The 22,796-nt window shown below is 37.8% G+C and carries 24 protein-coding genes and 1 pseudogene; 2 read left to right on the top strand and 23 right to left on the bottom strand.

Annotated features, from left to right (window positions below):
* Window positions 1-317: 317 nt before the first annotated feature.
* Window positions 318-554, top strand: a pseudogene (locus tag OCV43_RS09275) (DUF6061 family protein); the annotation flags it as partial.
* A gap of 44 nt (window positions 555-598) precedes the next feature.
* Here OCV43_RS09275 and OCV43_RS09270 read toward each other — a convergent pair.
* The 15 genes from OCV43_RS09270 to OCV43_RS09200 all read right to left on the bottom strand — a co-directional run bounded on the left by OCV43_RS09270 (window position 599) and on the right by OCV43_RS09200 (window position 13,247).
* On the bottom strand, window positions 599-2,341 hold the full coding sequence (locus OCV43_RS09270) for a DUF2326 domain-containing protein (protein WP_262623927.1): 1,743 nt from the start codon (window positions 2,339-2,341) through the stop codon (window positions 599-601).
* Window positions 2,332-2,559 (bottom strand): ABC-three component system middle component 6, encoded by a 228-nt coding sequence (locus OCV43_RS09265; RefSeq protein WP_262623926.1) that lies wholly within the window; start codon window positions 2,557-2,559, stop codon window positions 2,332-2,334. Before OCV43_RS09265 ends, OCV43_RS09270 begins: the two co-directional genes overlap by 10 nt.
* A complete protein-coding gene (locus OCV43_RS09260; RefSeq protein WP_262623925.1) occupies window positions 2,546-3,529 on the bottom strand; it encodes an ABC-three component system protein in 984 nt (327 codons plus the stop codon). The genes OCV43_RS09265 and OCV43_RS09260 overlap by 14 nt, the downstream gene beginning before the upstream one ends.
* Before the next feature lie 667 nt (window positions 3,530-4,196).
* Window positions 4,197-4,895 (bottom strand): hypothetical protein, encoded by a 699-nt coding sequence (locus tag OCV43_RS09255; RefSeq protein ID WP_055053907.1) that lies wholly within the window; start codon window positions 4,893-4,895, stop codon window positions 4,197-4,199.
* A 12-nt stretch (window positions 4,896-4,907) separates the two neighbouring features.
* The gene (locus tag OCV43_RS09250) at window positions 4,908-6,071 is read right to left on the bottom strand and encodes a GmrSD restriction endonuclease domain-containing protein (protein WP_081017107.1); all 1,164 of its coding nucleotides are present in this window, start codon (window positions 6,069-6,071) and stop codon (window positions 4,908-4,910) included.
* A 242-nt stretch (window positions 6,072-6,313) separates the two neighbouring features.
* Window positions 6,314-7,258 (bottom strand): helix-turn-helix domain-containing protein, encoded by a 945-nt coding sequence (locus OCV43_RS09245; protein WP_262623924.1) that lies wholly within the window; start codon window positions 7,256-7,258, stop codon window positions 6,314-6,316.
* A gap of 150 nt (window positions 7,259-7,408) precedes the next feature.
* Entirely contained in the window at window positions 7,409-7,729 is a 321-nt protein-coding gene (locus tag OCV43_RS09240; protein WP_008373534.1) for a DUF3784 domain-containing protein, read from the bottom strand.
* Window positions 7,730-7,766: 37 nt separating this feature from the next.
* On the bottom strand, window positions 7,767-7,958 hold the full coding sequence (locus OCV43_RS09235; protein WP_262623923.1) for a DUF6019 family protein: 192 nt from the start codon (window positions 7,956-7,958) through the stop codon (window positions 7,767-7,769).
* A gap of 98 nt (window positions 7,959-8,056) precedes the next feature.
* Complete coding sequence (locus OCV43_RS09230; RefSeq protein WP_129796027.1) at window positions 8,057-8,431, bottom strand: TnpV protein; 375 nt, start codon at window positions 8,429-8,431, stop codon at window positions 8,057-8,059.
* A 3-nt stretch (window positions 8,432-8,434) separates the two neighbouring features.
* A complete protein-coding gene (locus OCV43_RS09225) occupies window positions 8,435-9,853 on the bottom strand; it encodes a plasmid recombination protein (RefSeq protein ID WP_317246660.1) in 1,419 nt (472 codons plus the stop codon).
* A gap of 268 nt (window positions 9,854-10,121) precedes the next feature.
* Entirely contained in the window at window positions 10,122-10,349 is a 228-nt protein-coding gene (locus tag OCV43_RS09220; RefSeq protein ID WP_055053912.1) for a DUF5348 domain-containing protein, read from the bottom strand.
* A 149-nt stretch (window positions 10,350-10,498) separates the two neighbouring features.
* Complete coding sequence (locus tag OCV43_RS09215; RefSeq protein WP_330412578.1) at window positions 10,499-10,732, bottom strand: complexin-2; 234 nt, start codon at window positions 10,730-10,732, stop codon at window positions 10,499-10,501.
* Window positions 10,733-10,847: 115 nt separating this feature from the next.
* On the bottom strand, window positions 10,848-11,849 hold the full coding sequence (locus OCV43_RS09210; protein ID WP_262623921.1) for an AAA family ATPase: 1,002 nt from the start codon (window positions 11,847-11,849) through the stop codon (window positions 10,848-10,850).
* Entirely contained in the window at window positions 11,821-13,038 is a 1,218-nt protein-coding gene (locus OCV43_RS09205) for a site-specific integrase (RefSeq protein WP_008402044.1), read from the bottom strand. Before OCV43_RS09205 ends, OCV43_RS09210 begins: the two co-directional genes overlap by 29 nt.
* Before the next feature lie 14 nt (window positions 13,039-13,052).
* Window positions 13,053-13,247: a helix-turn-helix domain-containing protein gene (locus OCV43_RS09200; protein ID WP_055053915.1), complete on the bottom strand. Its 195-nt coding sequence runs from the start codon at window positions 13,245-13,247 to the stop codon at window positions 13,053-13,055.
* A 160-nt stretch (window positions 13,248-13,407) separates the two neighbouring features.
* Here OCV43_RS09200 and OCV43_RS09195 point away from each other — a divergent pair, with 160 nt between their 5' ends.
* Window positions 13,408-14,022, top strand: coding sequence for a helix-turn-helix domain-containing protein (locus OCV43_RS09195; protein WP_262623920.1), 615 nt, complete (start codon window positions 13,408-13,410; stop codon window positions 14,020-14,022).
* A gap of 202 nt (window positions 14,023-14,224) precedes the next feature.
* Here OCV43_RS09195 and tuf read toward each other — a convergent pair whose 3' ends face one another.
* The 8 genes from tuf to OCV43_RS09155 form a co-directional block, all read right to left on the bottom strand.
* Window positions 14,225-15,412, bottom strand: a complete 1,188-nt coding sequence (gene tuf, locus OCV43_RS09190) for an elongation factor Tu (RefSeq protein ID WP_227700655.1) — start codon at window positions 15,410-15,412, stop codon at window positions 14,225-14,227.
* A gap of 116 nt (window positions 15,413-15,528) precedes the next feature.
* Complete coding sequence (gene fusA, locus OCV43_RS09185) at window positions 15,529-17,646, bottom strand: elongation factor G (RefSeq protein WP_117697237.1); 2,118 nt, start codon at window positions 17,644-17,646, stop codon at window positions 15,529-15,531.
* 50 nt (window positions 17,647-17,696) lie between these two features.
* Window positions 17,697-18,167 carry a 30S ribosomal protein S7 gene (gene rpsG, locus OCV43_RS09180; protein WP_207659146.1) on the bottom strand — a complete coding sequence of 157 codons (471 nt, stop codon included), beginning with the start codon at window positions 18,165-18,167 and terminating at the stop codon, window positions 17,697-17,699.
* Window positions 18,168-18,358: 191 nt separating this feature from the next.
* Complete coding sequence (gene rpsL, locus OCV43_RS09175; protein WP_022242941.1) at window positions 18,359-18,778, bottom strand: 30S ribosomal protein S12; 420 nt, start codon at window positions 18,776-18,778, stop codon at window positions 18,359-18,361.
* Window positions 18,779-19,280: 502 nt separating this feature from the next.
* Window positions 19,281-19,943, bottom strand: coding sequence for a DNA/RNA nuclease SfsA (gene sfsA, locus OCV43_RS09170; protein ID WP_262623919.1), 663 nt, complete (start codon window positions 19,941-19,943; stop codon window positions 19,281-19,283).
* A gap of 38 nt (window positions 19,944-19,981) precedes the next feature.
* On the bottom strand, window positions 19,982-20,464 hold the full coding sequence (locus tag OCV43_RS09165; RefSeq protein WP_262623918.1) for a GNAT family N-acetyltransferase: 483 nt from the start codon (window positions 20,462-20,464) through the stop codon (window positions 19,982-19,984).
* A gap of 278 nt (window positions 20,465-20,742) precedes the next feature.
* Window positions 20,743-21,507, bottom strand: coding sequence for a hypothetical protein (locus OCV43_RS09160; protein ID WP_262623917.1), 765 nt, complete (start codon window positions 21,505-21,507; stop codon window positions 20,743-20,745).
* Between the two features lie 146 nt (window positions 21,508-21,653).
* Window positions 21,654-22,739 (bottom strand): serine/threonine protein kinase, encoded by a 1,086-nt coding sequence (locus OCV43_RS09155; RefSeq protein ID WP_262623916.1) that lies wholly within the window; start codon window positions 22,737-22,739, stop codon window positions 21,654-21,656.
* Between the last annotated feature and the right edge of the window lie 57 nt (window positions 22,740-22,796).

Below are 22,796 nucleotides of genomic sequence, written 5' to 3'. Positions count from 1 at the left end.
ATCAGTTTAAACTCATAACTATAACGCATAAAAACACCCTCCTTACTGGTTGTCCAGTAAAGAGGGTACATATCACGAACACTCTCCGGGTTAATTTTACTTATTTTAGCAATTCATTGCAAGAGCAAAGATTACTCGATAACTGTAGCAACACAACTGTTAATGTAACAAATTGCATTGTTTTGAATATTTCTAATGGTGTTTCATTTTATATAGCGGTACATTTTGTGATTATTATATCTATTTCGAAAGTTTTTCAAGTCCAAAATAAGCCCATGGGCTTTTTACCTCCAATTCAAATGAAAGGACTGATAACAATGAAATTAATACACGCAAGATATAACCCGATGCACAATAGCATCGACATTAACCACTATGACGGCTACATTCTCCGGATTGACTGCAATCAGGCAGAATCCGGGATACAGACCACTCCTAATTCCCAACGGTGTCTGAATTCCCTGGCGATTGATAATCCGCTGGAATATGCAAGACTTGCTCTGGATGGCGAGATGCAGGCATGGGTTGATGCGGAGGATAGTTTGGAGGTTTACACAAACTTTGGGATACTCCCGAAACACGGATTATTGTTTCTTCCTCACCTACTTGTAATCTCTTCAATTCTCAACAACTTATTATCCTGAGAAAGCTCAATTACATAAAATTCTTCTTTTCTAAGTTTATCTGGCAACTTATCTTTCAAAATGGATGCAACGAACTGTACATTTTTATCCGAAACATAATCCATTACATTAACAAGTTGATTATCATGAACCAATTCTTTTTTATCGTTTAATAAGAAATGGACACAGGGCATCTTTTCACTATCGGCAAATTGAATATATGCAAGATCAAAACATAAAATTTCTCCCTGTTTTTTCCCTGAGCTCATATTTGCATTAAAAGTTGAAAATTTATACATCTTCTGTTGTTTCTTATTAATCTCCGTTTCATATTTAATAGCATATGTTTCACCATACAATTTTTTTGAAACTTCAGAGAAAAAAACATTAAACTTATTAATCTGATTTTTTACGGTATCTTCAAAATCATCCGTAAAAATCTTTTGATCAATCTCATCTAATTCCTCACGATATTGTTTGATATTTGTATCTACATCTTCCATCTGAGAAATAATACTTTCATATTCACCTTTTTGGCGATATTTTTCATTTAATTCTTCTATCAACTTTTCTAATTCTGCAAATGTATCTCCTTGTGCAACTATCGTAGCATATTCTCTTTCTTCCTCACATAATGTATCTAGGCGCTTTCTCTCATCGGTAATTTTGCTATTTAGTTCTGGCAATTCTTTCGAAATGAAATGAATTTTTTCTGCAACCATCTTGTTATGATAAGTCACTAATTCTTCGAATGTATGCTGTATCTTCTCGAATTGAGTCCCTGCTTGGAAATAAATTTGCCTAAGTTGTTGCAAATCTATATCCGACATTTCTTGTTCCATATCCCTTTGAGTTTCTACAATTATGTTCATTCGAATTTCCAAATTGCTAATCAACTCTGCAGTCTTATTCTTTTCATACTTTATTTGCGTATAATGAGCTAAATCTTCTTCATAATTCTCATTAATATTCAAATTGGCTTTTTTTTCATTCAAATTTTGAATTTCTCTTTCAACTAACGCCAATGCCGCTTCATAAGCATTTTTAGTCTGCTTTTTTTCCAACCTTTCTTTGAAGCTAATTTCTTGCCCTATTTTCGTTAATAATTCTTGCTTCTTTTGTCCTCCTTCAAACTTGCATCCAAAAAGATATAAATACAATGTTTCATATTCTACATCCTTTGTATAGCGATTCAATACTTTCAATGTATGACCGATGCTTTCATCTGAATATCTTATATTGTGCGAAAGTAACTGTCTCAATGTCGGCTTTCCTTCTGTAACATCTGGAAATAAAAGCATTCTAATTTGTTCTTCAAATTCATCCTCCGTACAGTTCTTATCATTAACTTGCCTCAGAACTTTATTTCTACTTAGGAAGTTTCTTCTAATTACTATTTCATCCGAATCATCATCATCCAAATCTTCTTTAAGAACAAGAGTTATCACTACTTTGTAGTCAATTAGAAAATTCTTGACTAATTCATAATCTTGACGTTCGTTTTCTGGATCCGTATATATATTTTTAGCTTTTGCTCCAAAGCAAAAATCAATTAACTTTAAAACCGTTGTCTTTCCAACATTGTTTCCTGTTTTTAGTTCATTCGTATCATTCGTAGATGTTGGAGTATCATCAACAATCAGATTTATTCCTTTATGAAAATGTAATTCTCTTAATACCTCATCTTCTGTTTCTATCCTAAGTAATTTTAGGAACATAATTTTATATCCCCCTTTTCATCCATGACTGCAACATCTATAAGGTACAGCCAATCAAGCGACAGAAGAAAAATAGGAAATGACATTTCATACTTTTCTTTTACTACTTGATAGATATCAATAACCGAATTTGAGGTGCTATTTTGTAATTCTTTCAATACCATCGCACCATTATAATATATACTTACTTCTGGTTGCATGTTTTCAGGTAATAACATATGCATAGCCCTCCGGATTCTTAAATATTTTGCAACGCATAAAAGCATCTACTACAAGCAAAGAGGCACATGCTTCCAACGTTTCTTTACTAATATCAAAATAATTACTACTATTAATTACGATCTCCTTTACTTCGTCAATTAATCCAACAAACAGTAGATCACTATTATCATATTTATTCTTTAACAACGCATCAATATACATCTTTTTTAAAGATTGTAAAACAAGCATACTCTTGTTCAATCCCATTTTATCAAATTCTCTGTACTTTTTCTCTACCTGATTATAAAATATTTTATAATCATCTATTATTGATGCAGCAATATCTAACTTATTAAATTCAATTTTTTTATCAATTTCAAACATATTAATATTCCCCAAAGGTTCATTCTCGTCCAACTTCACCTCTGCTAAAATATTAATGATTGTTGTCAAATCAGAATTAAAACGTACACAATCTGGCATATTTCCAAGCTCGGCTTTAATAAATTGATAAACTTCCTCCAATTTTTGTAATTTCAAATTTAAAATATCTTTTTCTAAGCTTGAAATATCGTAAATATCTTTCTTAGGATTAAATCCAATATTATATAAATTGTTATATTTTTGTTGACGAAGTTGATCGGCATTTTCTGCAATAGAAACAAACTTAAACGTATATCCCCTTTTTGCATACTCTTCAATACTTTTTTTACTTAAAGAATTATTGATTTTGGTTTTAGTTGCTGTTGCAGAAACCTGTACGATTAATTTTACATTATCATCAATCAAATCAATAGCTTCAATGTTTTGCAATCTGTTATTAGCATTCTCCAAAGACCAACCATATAATAGATTAATGAAATCTCTATAAAAATTCTCAGAATGCATATGTACATCCAGGATATTTAACTTCCCTCTGTTCTTTACTCTTATGCTTAAAATCGCTAGTTTTTCTTCTACATAATCAAAGTAGTTCTTTCGTTGCATAATCTTATACTACAAAGAGGCAAGCGTATTTTGGACATCTCACCTCCTGCATTTACCTCTCTATATTATAATTTGATTATACTTATTTTTATCACAGACGGCAATCTTTTTTCACCACTTATACCAAAACTTATACCAAAATTATTTCATACTACTGTTTGTAAATTAACTATTAATTAGTTTTCTGGCACCATTTTGGCACCATTCACATTTAATTTCATTAGTTCTGTACATAAAAAGGGTTCCGGAGAAATCTCCGAAACCCTTGAAATTACTGAATAATTTTTGATTACTCGATAACTGTAGCAACACGTCCTGATCCTACTGTACGTCCACCTTCACGTTTGTGAGGTTCTTAAAATCTCATTATTTTCTATGATTTTCGTGTCTATATTGTCCTGTATTGTGAATTTTCCAAGTTGTATTTTTATTCTTTTCATTTTTTAGTATCAAAATAGTATCACAAAATAAGTAATACATTCAAAACGAAGGATTGGTCTCCCAATCCCTCGAAATTAGTGGCTGGTCTTACGCTATTAGCTGCCCTTCCATTATCTATGATATGCACTAAATAAAAAAAGTAAACTAAACTAGCTTACTTTTTATGTAGCTGGCTTTACGTATATTAAATACAACCCTTCTACGCACTTATTATTCACAGCTGGCTTTACGCTTCTACACTACCCTTCTGTGATTTAAATTTATCATATTTTTCTTGAAAAGTCAATGCTATTTTGTGATCGACATTAAAACATATTATTATACTTTGATTACCTTTTTTCTCGAAATGAAGCTTTGAAGCATCTAACAATTCAGATAATACCTGTACTATATCATTAAAGGTCAGATTTCGAATTTCATCTTTTCCTAACTCTAATTCAATAGAGCCTTTTTCTATTTTTACATTATAATAAACATCATCAAATTTATTGTCAATCCAAAATTGATACATTTTATTTTCAAAAACTTTTTTCTCTGAATAAAATTTCTTATACTCATTCAATCCCTTTTGATTCGACAATTTAAAGTATTCTTCCACCCGCAAAATTACCTTTTCAATTTCCGCCGGTTCCGCACATACTAATTTTTCAGAATTGTAATATCTACTATGTATTTGTTTTTCTGTAACAATATTAATCTTATCAACTCGAGCAATAGAATTAGTTGAAACGATTCTACACCCAAAGCCTTGTCTTTTACATTTTTCCCACCGCTCTTTTGTATACGTCGTTAAGGGTACAACATAATACATTTTTTCTTCTTTTAGCATCCGTACAACCATCGCCGGGTGTACCCCTTTAAATTCGTATTCTTCTGTTCCCCCTAAATCTATTGCATAAATGCATCCATTAATAACCTTCTTCATCCGTATCTCCCTTTATGACTTAATATTTAACAGCTTCTTGAATTCTGTACGTCGTCCAGTATTAGATTGGTTTTTAAAATTAACATTCATATACCACTCACACAATTTATTTTCAACTTCTTTTCCCATATTATCTGGATAATATACAAAATATCCTGTTAAATATGTTATATAATCTATTCTATCTGGTTCTTGCAAATTGTGTTCCTGAATAAACTGAAGTGCTTTATCTAGTGCTTTCAATGTCAATTCAAAGCATCTTTGAATTTCTGAAGGTTTAAGACTACACAACTGGTTCTCTTTTGTATCAGATGGAATAGGAGTATATGCTTCTGTATGTTCCTTACCTGTTATAATTTCATATGCCGAATTTAAAGTAGCAATTGGATAAGAGACCTCTGTTTTTTTAGGGACAAAGAAGTTATAACCATGTTCCAAAAGTCTATCTCTGAAAATATTCGTATATTGCGTATAGATATCAATTCCATGAATTTTCATCTTTGAAAATCTCATTTGTAAAGCACTTACACGACTTCCTGCATTATTTAATACTTCAAACCATTCTATTTGTTCATCTTCTGACAAATCATCTGCTTGATTAATTGTATAATAATAATTTCTAATTTTAGTCCGGCACTGTAATAAAACAGGTAAAACATTTTCTTTTCTTAGGTATTTAGAATTCATAACATACGAATAAAACACGCTATCTTCTTTATTGAGCAGCTTTCCAACTGGAATCTGATATCTTTCTATTGCTCCCTCTACCAGAAGAAATCTTCCTTTTATTAAATCCAAAACTATATTTCGAAAATCCTCACTATCCGTATATGCTTTATAGTTCGTTGTCAGTCTTTGCTGTCCATCTACAATTGAAATTTGAGTTCTACTCATATCCTTAACTATTTCTCTCGTTATAAATGATACTTGTGGCACGTAATCCTGCAGATCATTAATCGCATTAACTGAAAGTGGCGAAACCGGAGCTTTTCCTAATAATTGATAATTTAAAAGAGAAATGCATTTATGCAAATTCCAACTCATGTCTCTCTGATATAACGGTAAAGTTATTTGCTGTTTTTCAATTTGCTGACACATACTTAAAACTGTTAATTTATGCGATTTTTCTGTAGGGTTAAATTCTGCAGCCCTAATTAGTTTTTGATTTATATTCATTTTTCACGTCTCCTTTTCTTCATACTATACTCTATTTATTATTTTGTCAAGCGCAGCGTCCATTATTTTTTTGCTTTTTCCATATTTTATGCTTATTTTAGTTTAGCTGCTCTTTTTTCTCGCTTGTAAATACTTATAAAAACACCGCTTAGCTATATAACTAAGCGGTAAATTCAATATCACTATAATTAAAAAAATAGCACCTATCTCTAAAAATGTCAAAATTTTTATCTCGCAAAACTTTATATATCCCCCGAGAAGTAACCTTTAAGCACCTTTACTGCATTCTCTGCATCATCGGTTTTCACGAATATATCCACACCATATATTCCAAATCCAGGTGCCCCATGCATTGCAACATTCGCACCTGCTTCCTGTGAAAAAGCTGCTATTCCATTTTGCTTTAACATTTCTACGAGTTGTTCTGTCTCTACTATATTCTGTGCATTATAAATTTTTGTCCATTCTGCCTTAGATATGGAAGTTTCCTTTTTCTCCTGAACATTTGACGAATTCTGGTTTCTTTTTCGATTAATAAATGCCAAGAGCCTAAGAACAATAAATGCCACAATAGTAATACCAATCAGAAATCCCACTGCTAATCGTGTTACCTGTGTTTCTGTAGCTCCCATTCTAAATAAACATATGCCATAGATGACTGTAAAAATTCCTGCACATATCACACTGGTGAAAAAATCGCGCCATATAGTAGCACTTTTGGGCAAACATTTATCCCATATTCCATTGTACACCATAATAGAAGCATACAGAATTCCTCCTACCAAAGCAGTTGCTGTCTCTCCTAAAACCAAGCGAATATCCACCGTTAATAACATCTGAATAATAATCGCTAACACACTAATCACAAACATTGATGCAAATGCAAGATTTCCAGCCTTTAATGCTTTTTGTTTCACCCATTCTTCATACACCGCCACTTTGTCCAGTGTTTCTTTCATCTCTTTATTCATAGTCTGGCTCCTTTCTCCATCCAGGAGCTCTCTTATCTCAACATCGTAATACTCAGCAAGTTGAACAAGTATACTGAGATCTGGCATATTTATTCCTGTTTCCCATCTGGAAACTGTTCTTGCAGATACCTCAAACTTCTCGGCAAGCTGCTCTTGCGTAAGATTCTTTTCTTTACGACATTGCTTTAAAAAAGCTCCAATCTTTTTTGTATCCATGTCTCTACCTCTCTTCCACTTACAGCTTACCAATATATAGCAAAATTACCACGACATAAAACGAGAATCCGCTAATTTTCAATCGGACATCATATGTCTAAAACAAATAAACGGTATTTTCACCCCGAAAACATTCTATTTTTCTATAAATTAACTTTCTCTTTTATGTCTATCTATAAGCAACAGAATAAACATAACAAACCATATCGCCCATGCAATTAAACAACCAGTTCCTATATACCAAATATCTATAATCATTCCAGCAATAAAAGGAAGTGACATAAGCATCATTCTCTTCCCATATGCCTTACACATAGCATTTTCATCATATTTTTTTCGTTCTTCTGCAGATTTCATATTATAACCAGACAAGAAGTTGGATGCTTGTCCTTTTGACCTATAAAACCATATTCCAAATAAAAGCATAATTACTGCCATTGCAAAATCAAAAATAATATAAATATAGAACATATAATGCTTCCTTTCAGTCGATTCCACAAACTTGAAGTTATTGATCTTCTGAATCCAATCCAAGTTCTTTCAGCTCTTTTTCGTTTTGGATATCTTCAACAGTTCTCTTTCCAGTGATTGCACTGTAGGCTTCTTTGATGCCATTTTTCACTGCCCATTTGATAACGAAATACAGCGCAAGCAAAATAACAATTGCGGTTCCTCCACTTATACCTAATTCATTCCACATAATTCAATCCTCCAAATTCCGATTTACCTTCACTTTATTTTACCATAGTGCTTTCTAAAGTGCTATTCTAATATATACAAAAGTGTAAAAGAACGATCTCACACATATACCATGTTTTTCAATATAATCTCTTCTGCACTAACTTTTATATTATTCATTAACCTAACCCACTTCATCTGATCCTGTACCTTTAATTCTTCAGTTACACCCTTTTTTTCTGCCATCTGTTTCATAAGCATTTCCACCTGTTCTCTGGCTTCCTGATCAATCTGATTCAGATGTTCATTCAATTTTCCGGTCAATAACATGTATTGATATCTTGCTGATCTGTGTTCTTTTAAGAACTGCTTTCGTAACATTCCATATTTTCCATATGTCGGTTCTTCTTCTCTTAAAACCAGATCCGGCAAATAGTAATCTCCATGCAACGTATAGCTCATTCCATTTTTCTCATCATAAATCTGTTTTTTCATAGTCTAAATCTCCAATCCTTTGTATTTTGTTTTATTTTTCTTACGTTGTTGGTTTTCAATCTGACTCTTTTGAGTCGCCCATTCCAACTGTTTCAGAACGCTTCCCTTTGGCATTTGCTCCGTTCGCCGTTTTTCTTCCAGTGCCCTTTGTTCTTTAATATCCTGCTGCACCACATCCTCTACAGTTTCCATTCCCAGAATACGCACCACTCTGTCATATCTGTCCGAAATCTCTTGTAAAAGTTGATTATCATTTGATAATTTTCCATTTTCTTTACGCACATCATCTAACTGTTTCTGGATATTATCACATTTCTCAACAGATTTTTGGTATTTGTTTTTCCAGTTTTCTACCGTTTTGTTAAGTTCTACAACTTTTCCAGCTAATGCAGCAATCTGATTTTTCATCTTGATAAACAATGGCTTGATTTTATTCTCCCTGTAAGGTACTGCACGTTCAAATGTTCCTGCCTCCGGTAAAAACATCTTAATCATTCCATACTCTTTTATTTCCTTACTGGCATTATCCATAATTGGTTGTAATACATTTCGTCGATCTTCCAGACTTTTTAGTTCTTTTTCTACGTCCTCTGCCCTTTGTTCTGCTTCTTGCTTCTCCCTAATTGCCTGTTCCTTATCGTCTTTTAAAATCTGGATATCTGCTCTGAATTCCGCAATCTGTGCTGTCAGTTCTTCATTTTCTGCAGTTAGATACTCTTTCTCCTGCTCCAGCTCCTGTACTTCCTTTTTTCGTTCTTTCTTCTTGAAGTTATAAACATCCAAATGTTCCTCATGAGTACCTTTCTGTTCCCATTCAATTCCATGCTGCTTTGCAATCTCTGCCAGAACTTCTTTTTCATGGTTCATCCACTGGTTCAACTCTGTATCATGCTTATTTCCACCTTGAAATCCAAGACTTTTTAATGCCTGTTTCAACGAAACTCTGGTATCCATTCCTTTTCCTTTCCAATCAGTCACATAAGGAATAAAATCGATATGTAAATGTGGGGTAGCTTCATCCTGATGTAGATAACAACCAAATACCCGTAACGTTGCATTCCGTTTCTGGAAGTCCTTTACATATTCATCCAGTATTTTTACAGCCAGATCTCCTTCTGCTGTTCCGACAGCCATATCTTCTCGATTTCCAATTTGAAAAATCACTTCGTGGAACAACTTCTCTTGTTTTCCCTGCCGGATTTTTTCATAGTAATTTGTAATCTGCCGATCTTTTCTTTTTCCGATGTTGTATCTCCCCACAGCATCATCAAATAACTCTTTATAGACTTCCTTCAGATTTTCATTCTGGTAACAAATATTTAATTGTACTCTGTCCGGTTCTACATTCTCTGCGAAAAACTCTCTCCTGTTATGAGCCAGAGAGCCTTTCCCAATCATACCGCTAATTGTTCGTTTTATCATAATATTTCTCACCTCTTCTCTGAGCAAGTGCCAGATATGACACATAATTTTTATTTACGCCAGTCATGGCGATATTAAGAAACTTTCGCCGGATACGGCGGTTTTGTTACTTTTGTCAAAAGTAACGCAAAAGCACTTTCGACAGCCGTTCCGTCCATCAAAAGTACCCTTGCGCCCTCCGGGGGTGCAGAACAGACCGAAGCGGAGCGAAGACCTATTTTATTCCTCCCGTTAATCGGTTGGCTTCTGCGTTACTCTCTCGACTAAATTATTCCGGTATTCTTGCCTGTACATATTCCAGATCTCCGCAATATGGTGTTCCCACCAGATACCATTCTCTTGCTGGATTCATCTCCATTCTTGTCCGTACCCACTTATCATCAACCAGTACCTCAAGACCTTCTCCACAGTGAAATCCCGTATCAATCCATAAGTCCGACGCTAATAACCCATATCTGTCATTGCTACTGTTATATCCTAATCTTCCCTGCTTCATCGAATCGTTCTCCCTTCTTCACAACTATCAAATTTACAGCAACCTCACCGTCCAGCCTCAGCTTTCCGTATGCGCCTTACCACTTTCTTCTTGTTTACTTCTCACAGGGGCGTGACACGCTCCTGTAAAAAGGTAATCAACACGAACTGTTACCATCGAAAGCTCTCTTGCATTCCTTTTCTGTCCAGATACTCCTGCCGGAACTTTTCCCGTTCTTCTTCTGTTGGTGCAGTTTTGGATTTACTGTATACCTCACGATTTACCATTGCATCCAGCTTTTTCTCCAAACCTTTTCTTATATCATCTGCTTCCTGTTCCTGATCCAGTAAATGATATTTTATAATCTTTCCAAATAACTCCTCTGGAATCATAACGTTTTTCAAGTTCTCACCTTCTTACAATTTATGTAAGGACGCAACACTGCAATGTCTTTACAGATTGCAACCTTGCATTTTAATTCCGCATTTTCTATATACTCTGCAATGTTGCACCCTTAATTTATTCCGGCTTAACTTTATTTAAATCCCAATACCAGGAATTACCGATTCGTCTTGCCTTAATTCCAAGTTCCTTTTTTGCATTTTCCAGTGTTCTTTTAGAAATATTCAAATCTTCTGCCATATCAAAGATTTCACTGCTTTGCACAGAAGTTGATGTTTCTGCCAGTTCCCTCAGCATCTTTTTTGCCTGTTCCAGTTTATTTACCTTTGGAGCAATTCCACCAAGCACCTCATCTGCTGTGATTTCATAGTCACCTATCCACTCAAATCCGGTTTCTGTCAGGCGAAATGCTTTGGAATGTCCAAATGCAGCCAGATTATTTTTAATCTGAACCACTGCTCTTAAGTCCGGTTCTCCCTCTATTCTTCCTACCAGTAATACGCTTCTAGCTACTGCAAAAAAGTCAATCGAACCCATTCCTCTATATGCAGCTTTATTTCCACCAGCTTTATTCATATGTCCGATTAATAAAATTGCACATTTATACTTTTCTGCCAGCAAGCTCAATCTTTTTGTCATATCCCTTGCTTCATTTGCCCGGTTCATATCCATTGTTCCTCCAAGGTATGCCTGAATCGGATCTAAAATAAGCACTCTCGCACCAGTCCGTTTGATAGCAGTTTCCAGTCTCTCATCTATCATGGAAAGTGATTTTTCTGTTTCATCTATAACCATGATTCTTTCACAGACCGCTTCTGCCAGCTCCAGTCTGGGTTTTACCGTATCTGCCAGCCCATCTTCCGCTGTCTGATAAATAATATTTACTGGTTCTGTTACTTTCATATCGTTATCCAGACCTTCTCCTTTAGACAATCTCGCTGCAATATTTAATATCAGCGTAGTTTTTCCATCGCCCGGATCACCCTGAATGATCGTTAATTTCCCATAAGGGATAAATGGATACCAGAGCCAGTCCACTGTCTGGGACTGGACATCTGACATCTTTATCATTTTCAATTCTGTTTTATTCTCATTTCTCTGTTCCATAAATTCCTCCATTTTCCCAACTGTTCTCGCCAATTCTCTGTTGTTCTCTGGAAGAATCCCTGCTATAATCAACTTGTCTAGGGTTGACATTTGTGGATTCGTCCCCATTTGTCACATTGCTCCGGTTGTTCGTACTTCCGGAGCTTTTTATATTTTCATCATCCAGCATATCTGCCACCACTTTCTGCTGATCTGGATATAAGTGCCCATAAGTATTCAATGTAATGCGAATGTCCGTATGTCCAAACCTTTCTTTAATCATCAATGGTGGCACTCCCTTATTAATCAGAAATGCCGCATGACTGTGACGAATGTCGTGTACTCTTATCTTTTTTACTCCGGTCTTTTGAACCACCTGTTTTAACTTATGCTGTACCGCTTCATGAACCATTGGAAAAATCCGTTCATCTTCGGGCAACTCATACAGTCTGCTAATATAGTCCTGAATCTCTTTTTTCAGAAATTCCGGTATGGAAATCGTGCGGTTCGATTCTTCTGTTTTGGGAGATGTAATCACGTCCTCTCCATGCATACGGTAGTAAGTTTTATTGATATGAAGTAGATTCCTTTCAAAATCAATGTCAGCAGGTGTAATGCTGAGTGCTTCGCCTTCTCTCGCTCCTGTCCAGAATAATAATTCAAACAGCACATAATATTTGCTTCCCGGTTCTATTCCGGTCATAAACTGCCGATATTCTTCAATTGTCCAAAACTTCATTTTCTTTTTTGAAGTCTTTCCCATACGTTTTACTTTGTCACAGGGATTATCTGCCAGATTGTAGATATTCTTCGCATGATTAAACAATGCCGTCATCTGATTCTGTATTGTTTTCAGATAATCATCTGAATATCCTTTTTCAATAATCGTATTCTGCCACTGGATAATCTCTGCTGGTGTGATACTGTTCATCGGTCTGTCCTTAAAATACGGTAACAGTTGAGCATTCATCGTATCTCTTTTGTTCTTGATACTCCTGTCCTTCAATGACTGAGACTTGTCTCGGAAGTAGACTTCTACAAACTCTCCCATTGTCATATCCATGTCTGCTTTCGCTGTTCTTTTATACTCCGCTTCAAAATTTAATGCTTCTTTCTTAGTGCGGAATCCTCTTTTTACTTTTCGCTTTTTGGCTCCTGTCCAGTCCTCATAATAAAATGAAACATACCAGGTTCCTCTTTCTTCATCTTTGTATGCTGCCATACTTTCTCACCCCCTTACATTGCAATCTGGGAATATCCATAAAATTTCTTTTCCCAGAATGCCCTCGGTATCTTGCCCGCAACGGTTACATATCCCTGATCTGCAAGCTCTTTGTTCAGTTTGCGAAGCAGCTTGTAAGCATATCCAAGTGAAATCCCCATGCTCTCTGCAACTTCTTCCGCTGTAATCATATAGTTCTGTCTCTGCATACTATTTCCTCCTTATCTATAATTATCATTTTCACTGATACTATATCATTTCATATAATCATTGTCAATAATTTTTATCTATATGAATGATATTTTTTCCATATTGTTGATTTTTATCATTTGTGATATACTGTTCTTAGCTTTTAAGGAGGTGGCTAATATGCAGGAATCATCTATTTCAGAAAAAATAAAAGAGCTGCGAACTGATCTGAAGATGAATCAAAAAAACTTTTCCGCAGCTATTGGTATACGTCAGTCAACTTTATCCAGTTATGAAAATGGTGTGGTTACTCCCTCCAATGATGTGTTATTGACTATTGCTCAGAAATTTCATGTCTCTTTGGACTGGTTATTTGGATTATCTGAAAATAAAGTACAGATTTCTACTCTCAGCGATATTATTTGGGTTTTATTGCAGATGAATGAATCCAATGAACTCCGGTATGAACTGGATATAAATAATAAACTTCCCGGTGATATAGAAACAGAAACACAGAAATGGTATGCCGGACTTCGCTTTTATGGAAATGATCCGGAACACTCTTTAAACGCAGATATGTGTAATTTTCTTGCCGATCTGCAGGAGAACAGAGAAAGCCTGGAATCTTATTTCACAGGTAAAGATATGTTTGATATGTGGAAGAAACAGACGTTGGAATACTACACTACCAAACCTGTCACCCATAAAGAAATTGAAGAACTGGATTTTGAAACACGAATCCGTAAACGAGATGAACTTTTAGCACAGAAATTTTCCAATAACGAACAGAAATAGTATCATAACAGTATCACAGGCATATATGCGAAGATTTTCAGTTTCTTCCCATACCTGCCTGTTTTTAATATATTCGCTATTCTTTACAGCCTTATTTTAAACTTTTTACACAACAGAAAAACCCCGGAAACCTTACGGTTCCGGGGTATCTTACGTTTGGACACAATGTACCTTGCGGTACTCAATATATATTAGTCAGTGATTACTCGATGATTGTAGCAACACGTCCTGATCCTACAGTACGTCCACCTTCACGAATAGCGAAAGTAAGACCCTGCTCCATAGCTACTGGATGGATCAGTTCGATAGTCATTTCTACGTTATCACCAGGCATACACATCTCTGTACCTGCTGGTAATTCACAAACACCAGTTACGTCAGTTGTTCTGAAGTAGAACTGTGGTCTGTAGTTATTGAAGAAAGGTGTATGACGTCCACCTTCATCTTTTGTTAAAACGTAAACCTGAGCTGTGAATTTTCTGTGGCAAGTAACAGTACCTGGTTTAGCAAGAACCTGTCCACGAACGATCTGGTCACGGTTAACACCACGAAGAAGTGCACCGATGTTATCACCAGCCTGAGCCTCGTCTAACTGTTTACGGAACATCTCGATACCAGTTACAACTGTCTTCTGAACATCTTCCTTAACACCAAGGATTTCAAGTTCGTCATTCAGATGTAATGTTCCTCTTTCTACTCTACCTGTTGCAACAGTACCACGACCTGTGATTGTGAATACGTCCTCAACTGGCATTAAGAAAGGTTTATCTGTATCACGCTGTGGATCTGGGATATAGCTATCTACAGTATCCATTAATTCCATGATCTTGTCGCCCCATGGTCCGTTAGGATCTTCAAGAGCTTTAAGAGCAGAACCCTGGATGATTGGGCAGCCTTCAAAACCATATTCCTCTAACTGCTCTGTAACTTCCATTTCTACTAACTCGATTAACTCTGGGTCGTCTACCATATCACATTTGTTTAAGAAAACAACGATGTAAGGTACACCTACCTGACGAGACAGAAGGATGTGCTCCTTTGTCTGAGCCATAACACCATCAGTTGCAGCAACAACAAGGATAGCGCCGTCCATCTGAGCTGCTCCGGTAATCATGTTCTTTACGTAGTCAGCATGTCCAGGACAGTCAACGTGTGCGTAATGTCTCTTCTCTGTTTCATACTCAACGTGAGCTGTAGAGATAGTGATACCTCTTTCTCTCTCTTCTGGAGCTTTATCGATGTTAGCGAAATCTGTAGCTGTATTACCTGCAACTCTTGCTGCTAAAACTGCTGTAATAGCTGCTGTTAAAGTTGTTTTACCATGGTCTACGTGACCAATGGTTCCGATATTACAATGTGGTTTGGTTCTTTCAAACTTAGCTTTTGCCATTTTAAAACGTCCTCCTTAATTTTATGCCCTTTCTGGGCGCTTATTTTTACATTTTAATAAGTCACTCGGCTATTTCTGATTATATAAAAAACTTGCGAGTTTTTCAAGCATTTTTATTATTTTGCTTTAGATGCAACAATCTTGTCCTGTACAGACTTCGGAACCTGCTCATATTTCTCGAAGAACATTGAGTAGTTACCACGTCCCTGAGTTCTGGAACGTAAGTCTGTTGAGTATCCAAACATCTCAGCAAGTGGAACATATGCTTTAACCATTTTTCCACCACCGATGTCATCCATACCTTCGATACGTCCACGACGAGAGTTAATGTCACCAATAACATCTCCCATGTACTCTTCCGGCATAGTAACTTCGACTTTCATGATTGGCTCAAGAATTACAGGAGCTGCTTTTGCCATAGCCTCTTTGAAAGCCATGGATCCGGCAATGTGGAATGCCATCTCAGATGAATCGACCTCATGGTAAGATCCATCATATACGGTAGCATGAACACCTACTACTGGGAATCCTGCAAGGATACCAGCTTTGGTAGCTTCTTCGATACCTTCGCCTACTGCAGGGATGTATTCCTTAGGAATAGCACCACCAACAACTGCAGAATCAAACTTGAAGAGTTCATCTCCGTTGGCATCCATCGGCTCGAATTTAACTTTACAGTGTCCGTACTGTCCACGTCCACCAGACTGTTTTGCATATTTGTATTCCTGATCAACTGGCTTTGTAAATGTCTCTTTGTAAGCAACCTGTGGAGCACCTACGTTTGCTTCTACGTGGAATTCACGAAGTAGACGGTCAACGATGATTTCCAGATGGAGCTCACCCATACCAGCTATGATGGTCTGTCCTGTTTCTGTATTTGTATGAGCACGGAAAGTAGGATCTTCTTCTGCAAGTTTTGCAAGAGCTTCACCCATCTTACCCTGTCCAGCTTTTGTCTTAGGCTCGATAGCAAGCTCGATAACTGGCTCTGGGAATTCCATGGACTCTAAGATAACCGGATGCTGTTCATCACAGATGGTATCACCAGTAGTTGTAAACTTAAATCCAACGGCTGCTGCAATATCTCCAGAGTAAACTTTTTCAAGCTCTGCTCTCTTGTTTGCATGCATCTGAAGGATACGGCCTACACGTTCTTTTTTATCTTTTGTTGCATTCAGTACGTAAGATCCGGAGTTCATTACACCAGAGTAAACACGGAAGAATGCAAGTTTTCCTACGAATGGGTCAGTCATAATCTTGAATGCAAGAGCGGAGAATGGTTCATCATCAGATGAATGTCTCTCTACTTCATTTCCTTCAAGGTCAACACCCTTAATAGCTGGGATGTCTGTTGGAGCTGGCATATATTCTACGATAGCATCCAATAATTTCTGAACACCCTTGTTACGGTAAGCAGAACCACAACATACCGGAACTGCTGTACACTCGCAGGTACCTTTTCTGAGGGCAGCCTTCATATCTTCAACAGATGGCTCTTCTCCCTCTAAATACTGCATCATAAGGTCATCATCTAACTCGCAGATTTTTTCAACCAGTTCGGTATGATATAATTCTGCGTCGTCTTTCATATCATCCGGGATGTCTGTTACAGAGATATCATCTCCCTTATCATCATTGTAGATGTAAGCTTTCATCTCAAACAAATCAATAATTCCCTTAAAATCATCTTCCTTACCAATTGGTAACTGAAGAACAATTGCATTTTTACCTAATCTTGTACGAATCTGATCAACAGCTCCGTAGAAGTTTGCACCTAAGATATCCATTTTGTTAATGAATGCCATTCTAGGTACGTTGTATGTGTCAGCCTGACGCCATACATTTTCTGACTGAGGCTCTACTCCACCTTTTGCACAGAACACGCCGACAGCGCCGTCCAGTACACGAAGTGAACGCTCAACCTCAACCGTAAAGTCTACGTGTCCAGGAGTATCAATGATATTGATACGATGCTCTAAAGCACCTTTCTTTGGCTTTGTAAACTCTTCCAAAGTCCAGTGACATGTCGTAGCGGCTGAAGTAATGGTAATACCTCTTTCCTGCTCCTGCTCCATCCAGTCCATGGTAGCAGTACCTTCATGAGTATCACCAATCTTATAGTTAACACCGGTATAATAAAGGATACGCTCTGTCAATGTTGTTTTACCAGCATCGATGTGCGCCATAATACCAATGTTTCTGGTTCTCTCTAACGGATATTCTCTTCCAGCCAAGGTTTTTTCCTCCTAATTTTCTTAACCGAAAAAATATGCTCTCGTTCTGATTAGAAACGATAGTGTGCGAAAGCTTTGTTTGCTTCTGCCATCTTGTGCATATCTTCTTTTTTCTTTACAGATGCACCAGTATTGTTTGCTGCATCCATGATCTCATTTGCCAGTCTTTCTTCCATTGTCTTCTCGCCTCTCTTGCGTGAAAACAGTGTAAGCCAACGAAGAGCCAGAGCCTGACGACGGTCCGGTCTAACTTCGATAGGTACCTGGTAAGTTGCTCCACCGATACGTCTAGCCTTTACCTCAAGTACTGGCATAACGTTGTTCATAGCTTCCTCGAATACTTCAAGAGCTGGTCTCTCAGTCTTCTCTGCAACTCTGTCAAATGCACCGTATACAATCTTCTGTGCAATACCTTTCTTACCATCTAACATAATGTTGTTGATAAGCTTGGTAACCACTTTGTTATTGTACATCGGATCTGCTAATACGTCTCTTTTCTGAGTATGTCCTTTACGTGGCACGTTACTTCCCTCCTTAATCATGTTTTGCATCACAGGTCATTATGCCTGTCATGTAGTATTTGTTTCGATTAATTCAACGGTACTCACATGTGTCTCTCTAAAATGTGTTCGTGCGGAAATATATCGTATGTGACAATAATTCCAACACTTACCTTTAGCTCTGTTTGTGATACTATTGGTGTGCGCTAAGCTTATTTAGCGTCTTTTGGTCTCTTAGCGCCGTATTTGGAACGAGCCTGTTTTCTGTTAGCGACTCCTGCTGTATCAAGAGTTCCACGGATAATATGGTATCTTGTACCTGGTAAGTCCTTAACACGACCACCACGGATAAGAACAACGCTATGTTCCTGTAAGTTGTGTCCCTCTCCTGGAATGTAGCTTGTTACTTCGATTCCGTTGGAAAGACGAACTCTGGCGATCTTTCTAAGAGCTGAGTTAGGTTTTTTAGGTGTAGCTGTCTTAACAGCGGTACAAACACCTCTCTTCTGAGGAGCAGAAGTATCAGTTGCTTTCTTCTTTAAAGAATTGTAGCCCTTCTGAAGTGCAGGTGCAGTAGACTTCTTAACAGATGTCTGACGTCCTTTTCTTACTAACTGGTTAAATGTTGGCATTATTTTCACCTCCTGTGCTATTATTTGATAAATGTGCATTTGTATGCACACTAATTCAGTATATAAGCCGATTCGCCACTTGTCAAGCAAATTTTTCGTGCAAGCTATGAGAAACGCAAAGAAAGTTTCAGCCAGCGACTGGATACTTGTATCCTAGTCGCTGGCTGAGGCTTTCTGATGATGTGGCGACAGCCACGACTGAGATGGAGCGCAGCGGAATCGAAGTTGCGGTTCTCGTTCTTATGCCTGAATCTTTCCGTTCATGTGGCGACAGCCACGACTGAGATGGAGCGTCAGCGGAATCGAAGTTGCGATTCTCGTTCTTATGCCTGAATCTTTCCGTTCATGTGGCGACAGCCATACTTCCATGCAGCGTCAGCGGAATCGAGGTTCTCTGGCTCGCCGGCTAAATCTTTCCTTCCAACCTCACCGGCTTCCTTACCTCTATCAGATTTCTATCTAAATCATAGAAGCGCACTACCTTTTCTTTATACCACATTTTTTACTCCCGCTGCTCCACTACTCTGAGGCTGTCCTTTTCCACCTTGCACATAAGAAACAATACTTTTACGCCTGCTGCCCGCGCTTCTTCTAACGCATCTTTAAACTCCGGGTGTGTCTCTTCATTTGCCCGGACTTCCGTTACGCCTTCCATCTGAATCACAAATGCCACAGCACATTCATAACCGGCTTTTTTTGCTCCAATCAATTCCCGTAAATGCTTTACCCCTCGCTCTGTTGGTGCATCGGGAAAATAACCGATTCCCTGCCGTTCTAAGGTACAGCCCTTTACTTCCATCAGATATTCCTGCATCCCTTTCTTCATATAGAAATCAATTCTGGAATTTCCATATTTATACTCCGGTTTCACTACATCATAATTCTGTGTTTCAAGCCATTCCTTTGCCACCTTATTGGGTGCCTGACTGTCAATATTTATTAAGCCAAAATTTTCTTTATAGACCGCAATCAGATCATAGGCTGTCTTTCGTGCCAGATTGTCTGCCACTTCCAGATAAACTTCCGCATCCGGAAGCAGCAGTTCCCGGCACCGCCCGGTATTCTTTACATGTACTGTCTGAATCTCATCGTCAATCTTAACATGGGCTATAAAACGATTCGGGCGGTCTACAAAGCTTCCTTTTACTACTTTTTTATATTTCAAAGTTCTGCCTCATTTCGTTTTTATAAGATATTCTATTTTTAGAAAGTCAGACGCATCTTGTTCCACACTACATCTCCATGGGTAGATTCTAATACGCCTTCATTTTCAAATCCAAATTTCGCATAGTAATGTATCAGCTTATCCTTGCAGGTCAGCACCAGCCCTTTTCTTCCCTGGGCTTTTGCATCTGCAATAGCTCTTTTTAATAGCTGCTCTGCCAGACCGCATCTTCGATATGCCGGGATGGTATTCACACCGAAAATCATCTGCCAGTCACCCTGTTCCTCATGCAGGTCTGCTTTTTCATACATTTCATCTGTAAGGTCTTTCTGATTACTCACCATGCCATCTACAAATGCCACCAGATGTCCCTCATTGAACATCAGCCAGAAATGGTCTTTATAATATTTTAGACGTTCTGCAAATTCTTCCCTTGTTGCTGCTTCTGCCGGCGGAAAACATTCTGTCTCCACTGCTGTAATTGCATCAATATCTTCCATCTGTGCGGTACGGATTGTCATTTTGAGTACTCCTTTTATAAGTTTTTATAACCTTTTATAACTTTTATATTCTTTTATAAGTCTTTATAACTTTTTATAACTTCTCATATTCACTGCAATTGTACCATAATTTTTTCTTAAATCAACGCGAACTTCTCCCGTTGTTATAATGCTTTCCAAATACATCGGATAAGAATATATTTTTTCACTATTCGCATAAGCTACAAGAAAAGCACAGCAGCCTTGCCCTCCTCAGGCAAATCCTGTTGTGCTTTTCTATAATATTTCCGTAAATACTTTTATTCCTTTGCCGGCACCAGACAGATATTCACTCCGCTTACCTTTAAATCCACACCATCACTGAATTCCACATTTTTCACTTCAGAAGTATAAAGACCATTTCCATCATCCACACCAAATATCTCATTCATTCCACCGTCAAGCAGATTGGATGAACTGACATTTCCGGTTCCTTCCACCGCTGTCACCGTATAGGTTCCTGCCGGAAAATCTGTTCCTGCGGTATAGTTTCCACTGCCTAATTCTACCGCCTGGGATTCATCATATTCTCTTCCGGTCATGCCACCAGTCACTTCTGTATAGCTGACCTGTACAACTACATCTCCGGAAATATGAAATACTACATTTTCTTTCATCTTAAGTCCGTTAAAGGATGATTCGTAAAGATCATTTCCATCATCCACGCCGAACATCTCATTGACTCCACCCTTCAGAAGATTGGAGCTGTTTATATTTCCATTTCCGCTGACTGCGGTAAGGTTACATTTTCCAACCGGCAAATCAATACCTGCGGTGTAATAACCTGCTCCAAGGGTATATTCTGTTTCTACAGCGGATAAATCTTCTTCCGGTTCTGCATCTTTTGCATCGGAGTCCTTTGTCTTTGCGTCTTTGTTATCCGTCTGCTCTGTACCGGTAGCAGAATTCTTTTTCGAATCCTTTTTGTCACTTCCGCTGCCGCCTGCTGCAATTGCAAATACAACTACTACAATAATTACCCAGAACCACCATCTCTTATAAATCGGTTTCTTTACTTTTTCCATTTTCTTGCCTCCCGGTTTTTCATCATTCTTAAGTATGAAATCATCATATACGAGTCGGAAGGCTTTGTGGTATGCCGGCAGCATACATTTTCAGCCGTGTTCAAAATCGGAGGCATCTTTCATAGCCCGATAACTTTCGATATTTTCTATTTCAGCGGCAGACCAAGTAAGGTTATTTTTACATAGTTTTCCAGCTTCATGCCAAAATAAAAGATAGTAAGTGCCAGTATAATCCGGATTATAATCCGTACCGGCTTCTGCAGGGAGCGGATTCCCGGCACTTTGGTGTCCCACAAAAGGAAATTAAATCCAACCCCGCAGGATATCCACGCATAGATGAATACCGCAATTGCTTCCAGGCAAAAAGTCAATGGAGTCTTGCCATACAGCATCAGAAACTGTATGCTTCCCACAATCAGAAATAGATATACAAAAACTGCCACTATCTCTTTCCAGACAACTCCGGTCCGGAATCCCGGAAGAATCGTTTTCTTTTTTACAGCACCCAGATTTTCTAATTTTAATGCCTCCCGAAGTTCCCCGGCATTCTGATACCGGTTCTGCGGGTCAATCTCTATACATCTTTTTATTACATTACAAAATGGTTTCCGGGCAGTCAGATGCACATTTGGCAGCGTCCCCTCCAGCATCACATTCATAAGAACGCCCAGTGCATAAATATCTGCGGTTGCATCTGTCTGAAGGAAGCCATACTGCTCCGGAGATGCAAATCCTACGGTTCCAAGAATTGTCGTGTCTGCATTCTGATTTCGCTTATGTCTCCTTGCAATATCAAAATCCAGTAATTTTACAACTCCATCCGTAGAAATGAGAACATTTTTCGGAGAAATATCACGGTGTACGATTCCCTGTGCATGAATCTGCTCCAATGCTTCCAGTAACTGTCGGATATAATATTTTACAAGCTCCGGCGGCATAACGCCCTGCCGGTGCAGCTTCTCATCCAGTGTCTCACCGCTGATATATTCTTCTGTTACCATGCCGATGTCCTGCTGCTCTTCACAGCTTATAATCTTTGCAAGATGTGGACTCTCTAATTGCTGCAGTTTCCGGTAAACCGGAATACTGTCTTTTTGTATTGCTTTTTGAACCAGAATCTTTCCTGTGGCAGCATCCTGTATCAACCGGGTCTGATAGGGCGGCTGGCCCCCCAGTACGGTAAGCGGTATCTGCCGCTGCCGCCGAAAATCCTGATATAATTTTTCACTCATTTGTTATCACTTTTTCCTTTTCTACTTGAATTTTCATTCCCACAATTCTATGATAAT

It is taken from the genome of Roseburia amylophila, from assembly GCF_025567465.1.
Lineage (GTDB): Bacteria > Bacillota > Clostridia > Lachnospirales > Lachnospiraceae > Roseburia_C > Roseburia_C amylophila.
Note: the sequence above shows the minus strand (reverse complement) of the source record. Positions and strands in the feature narration are given on the sequence as shown.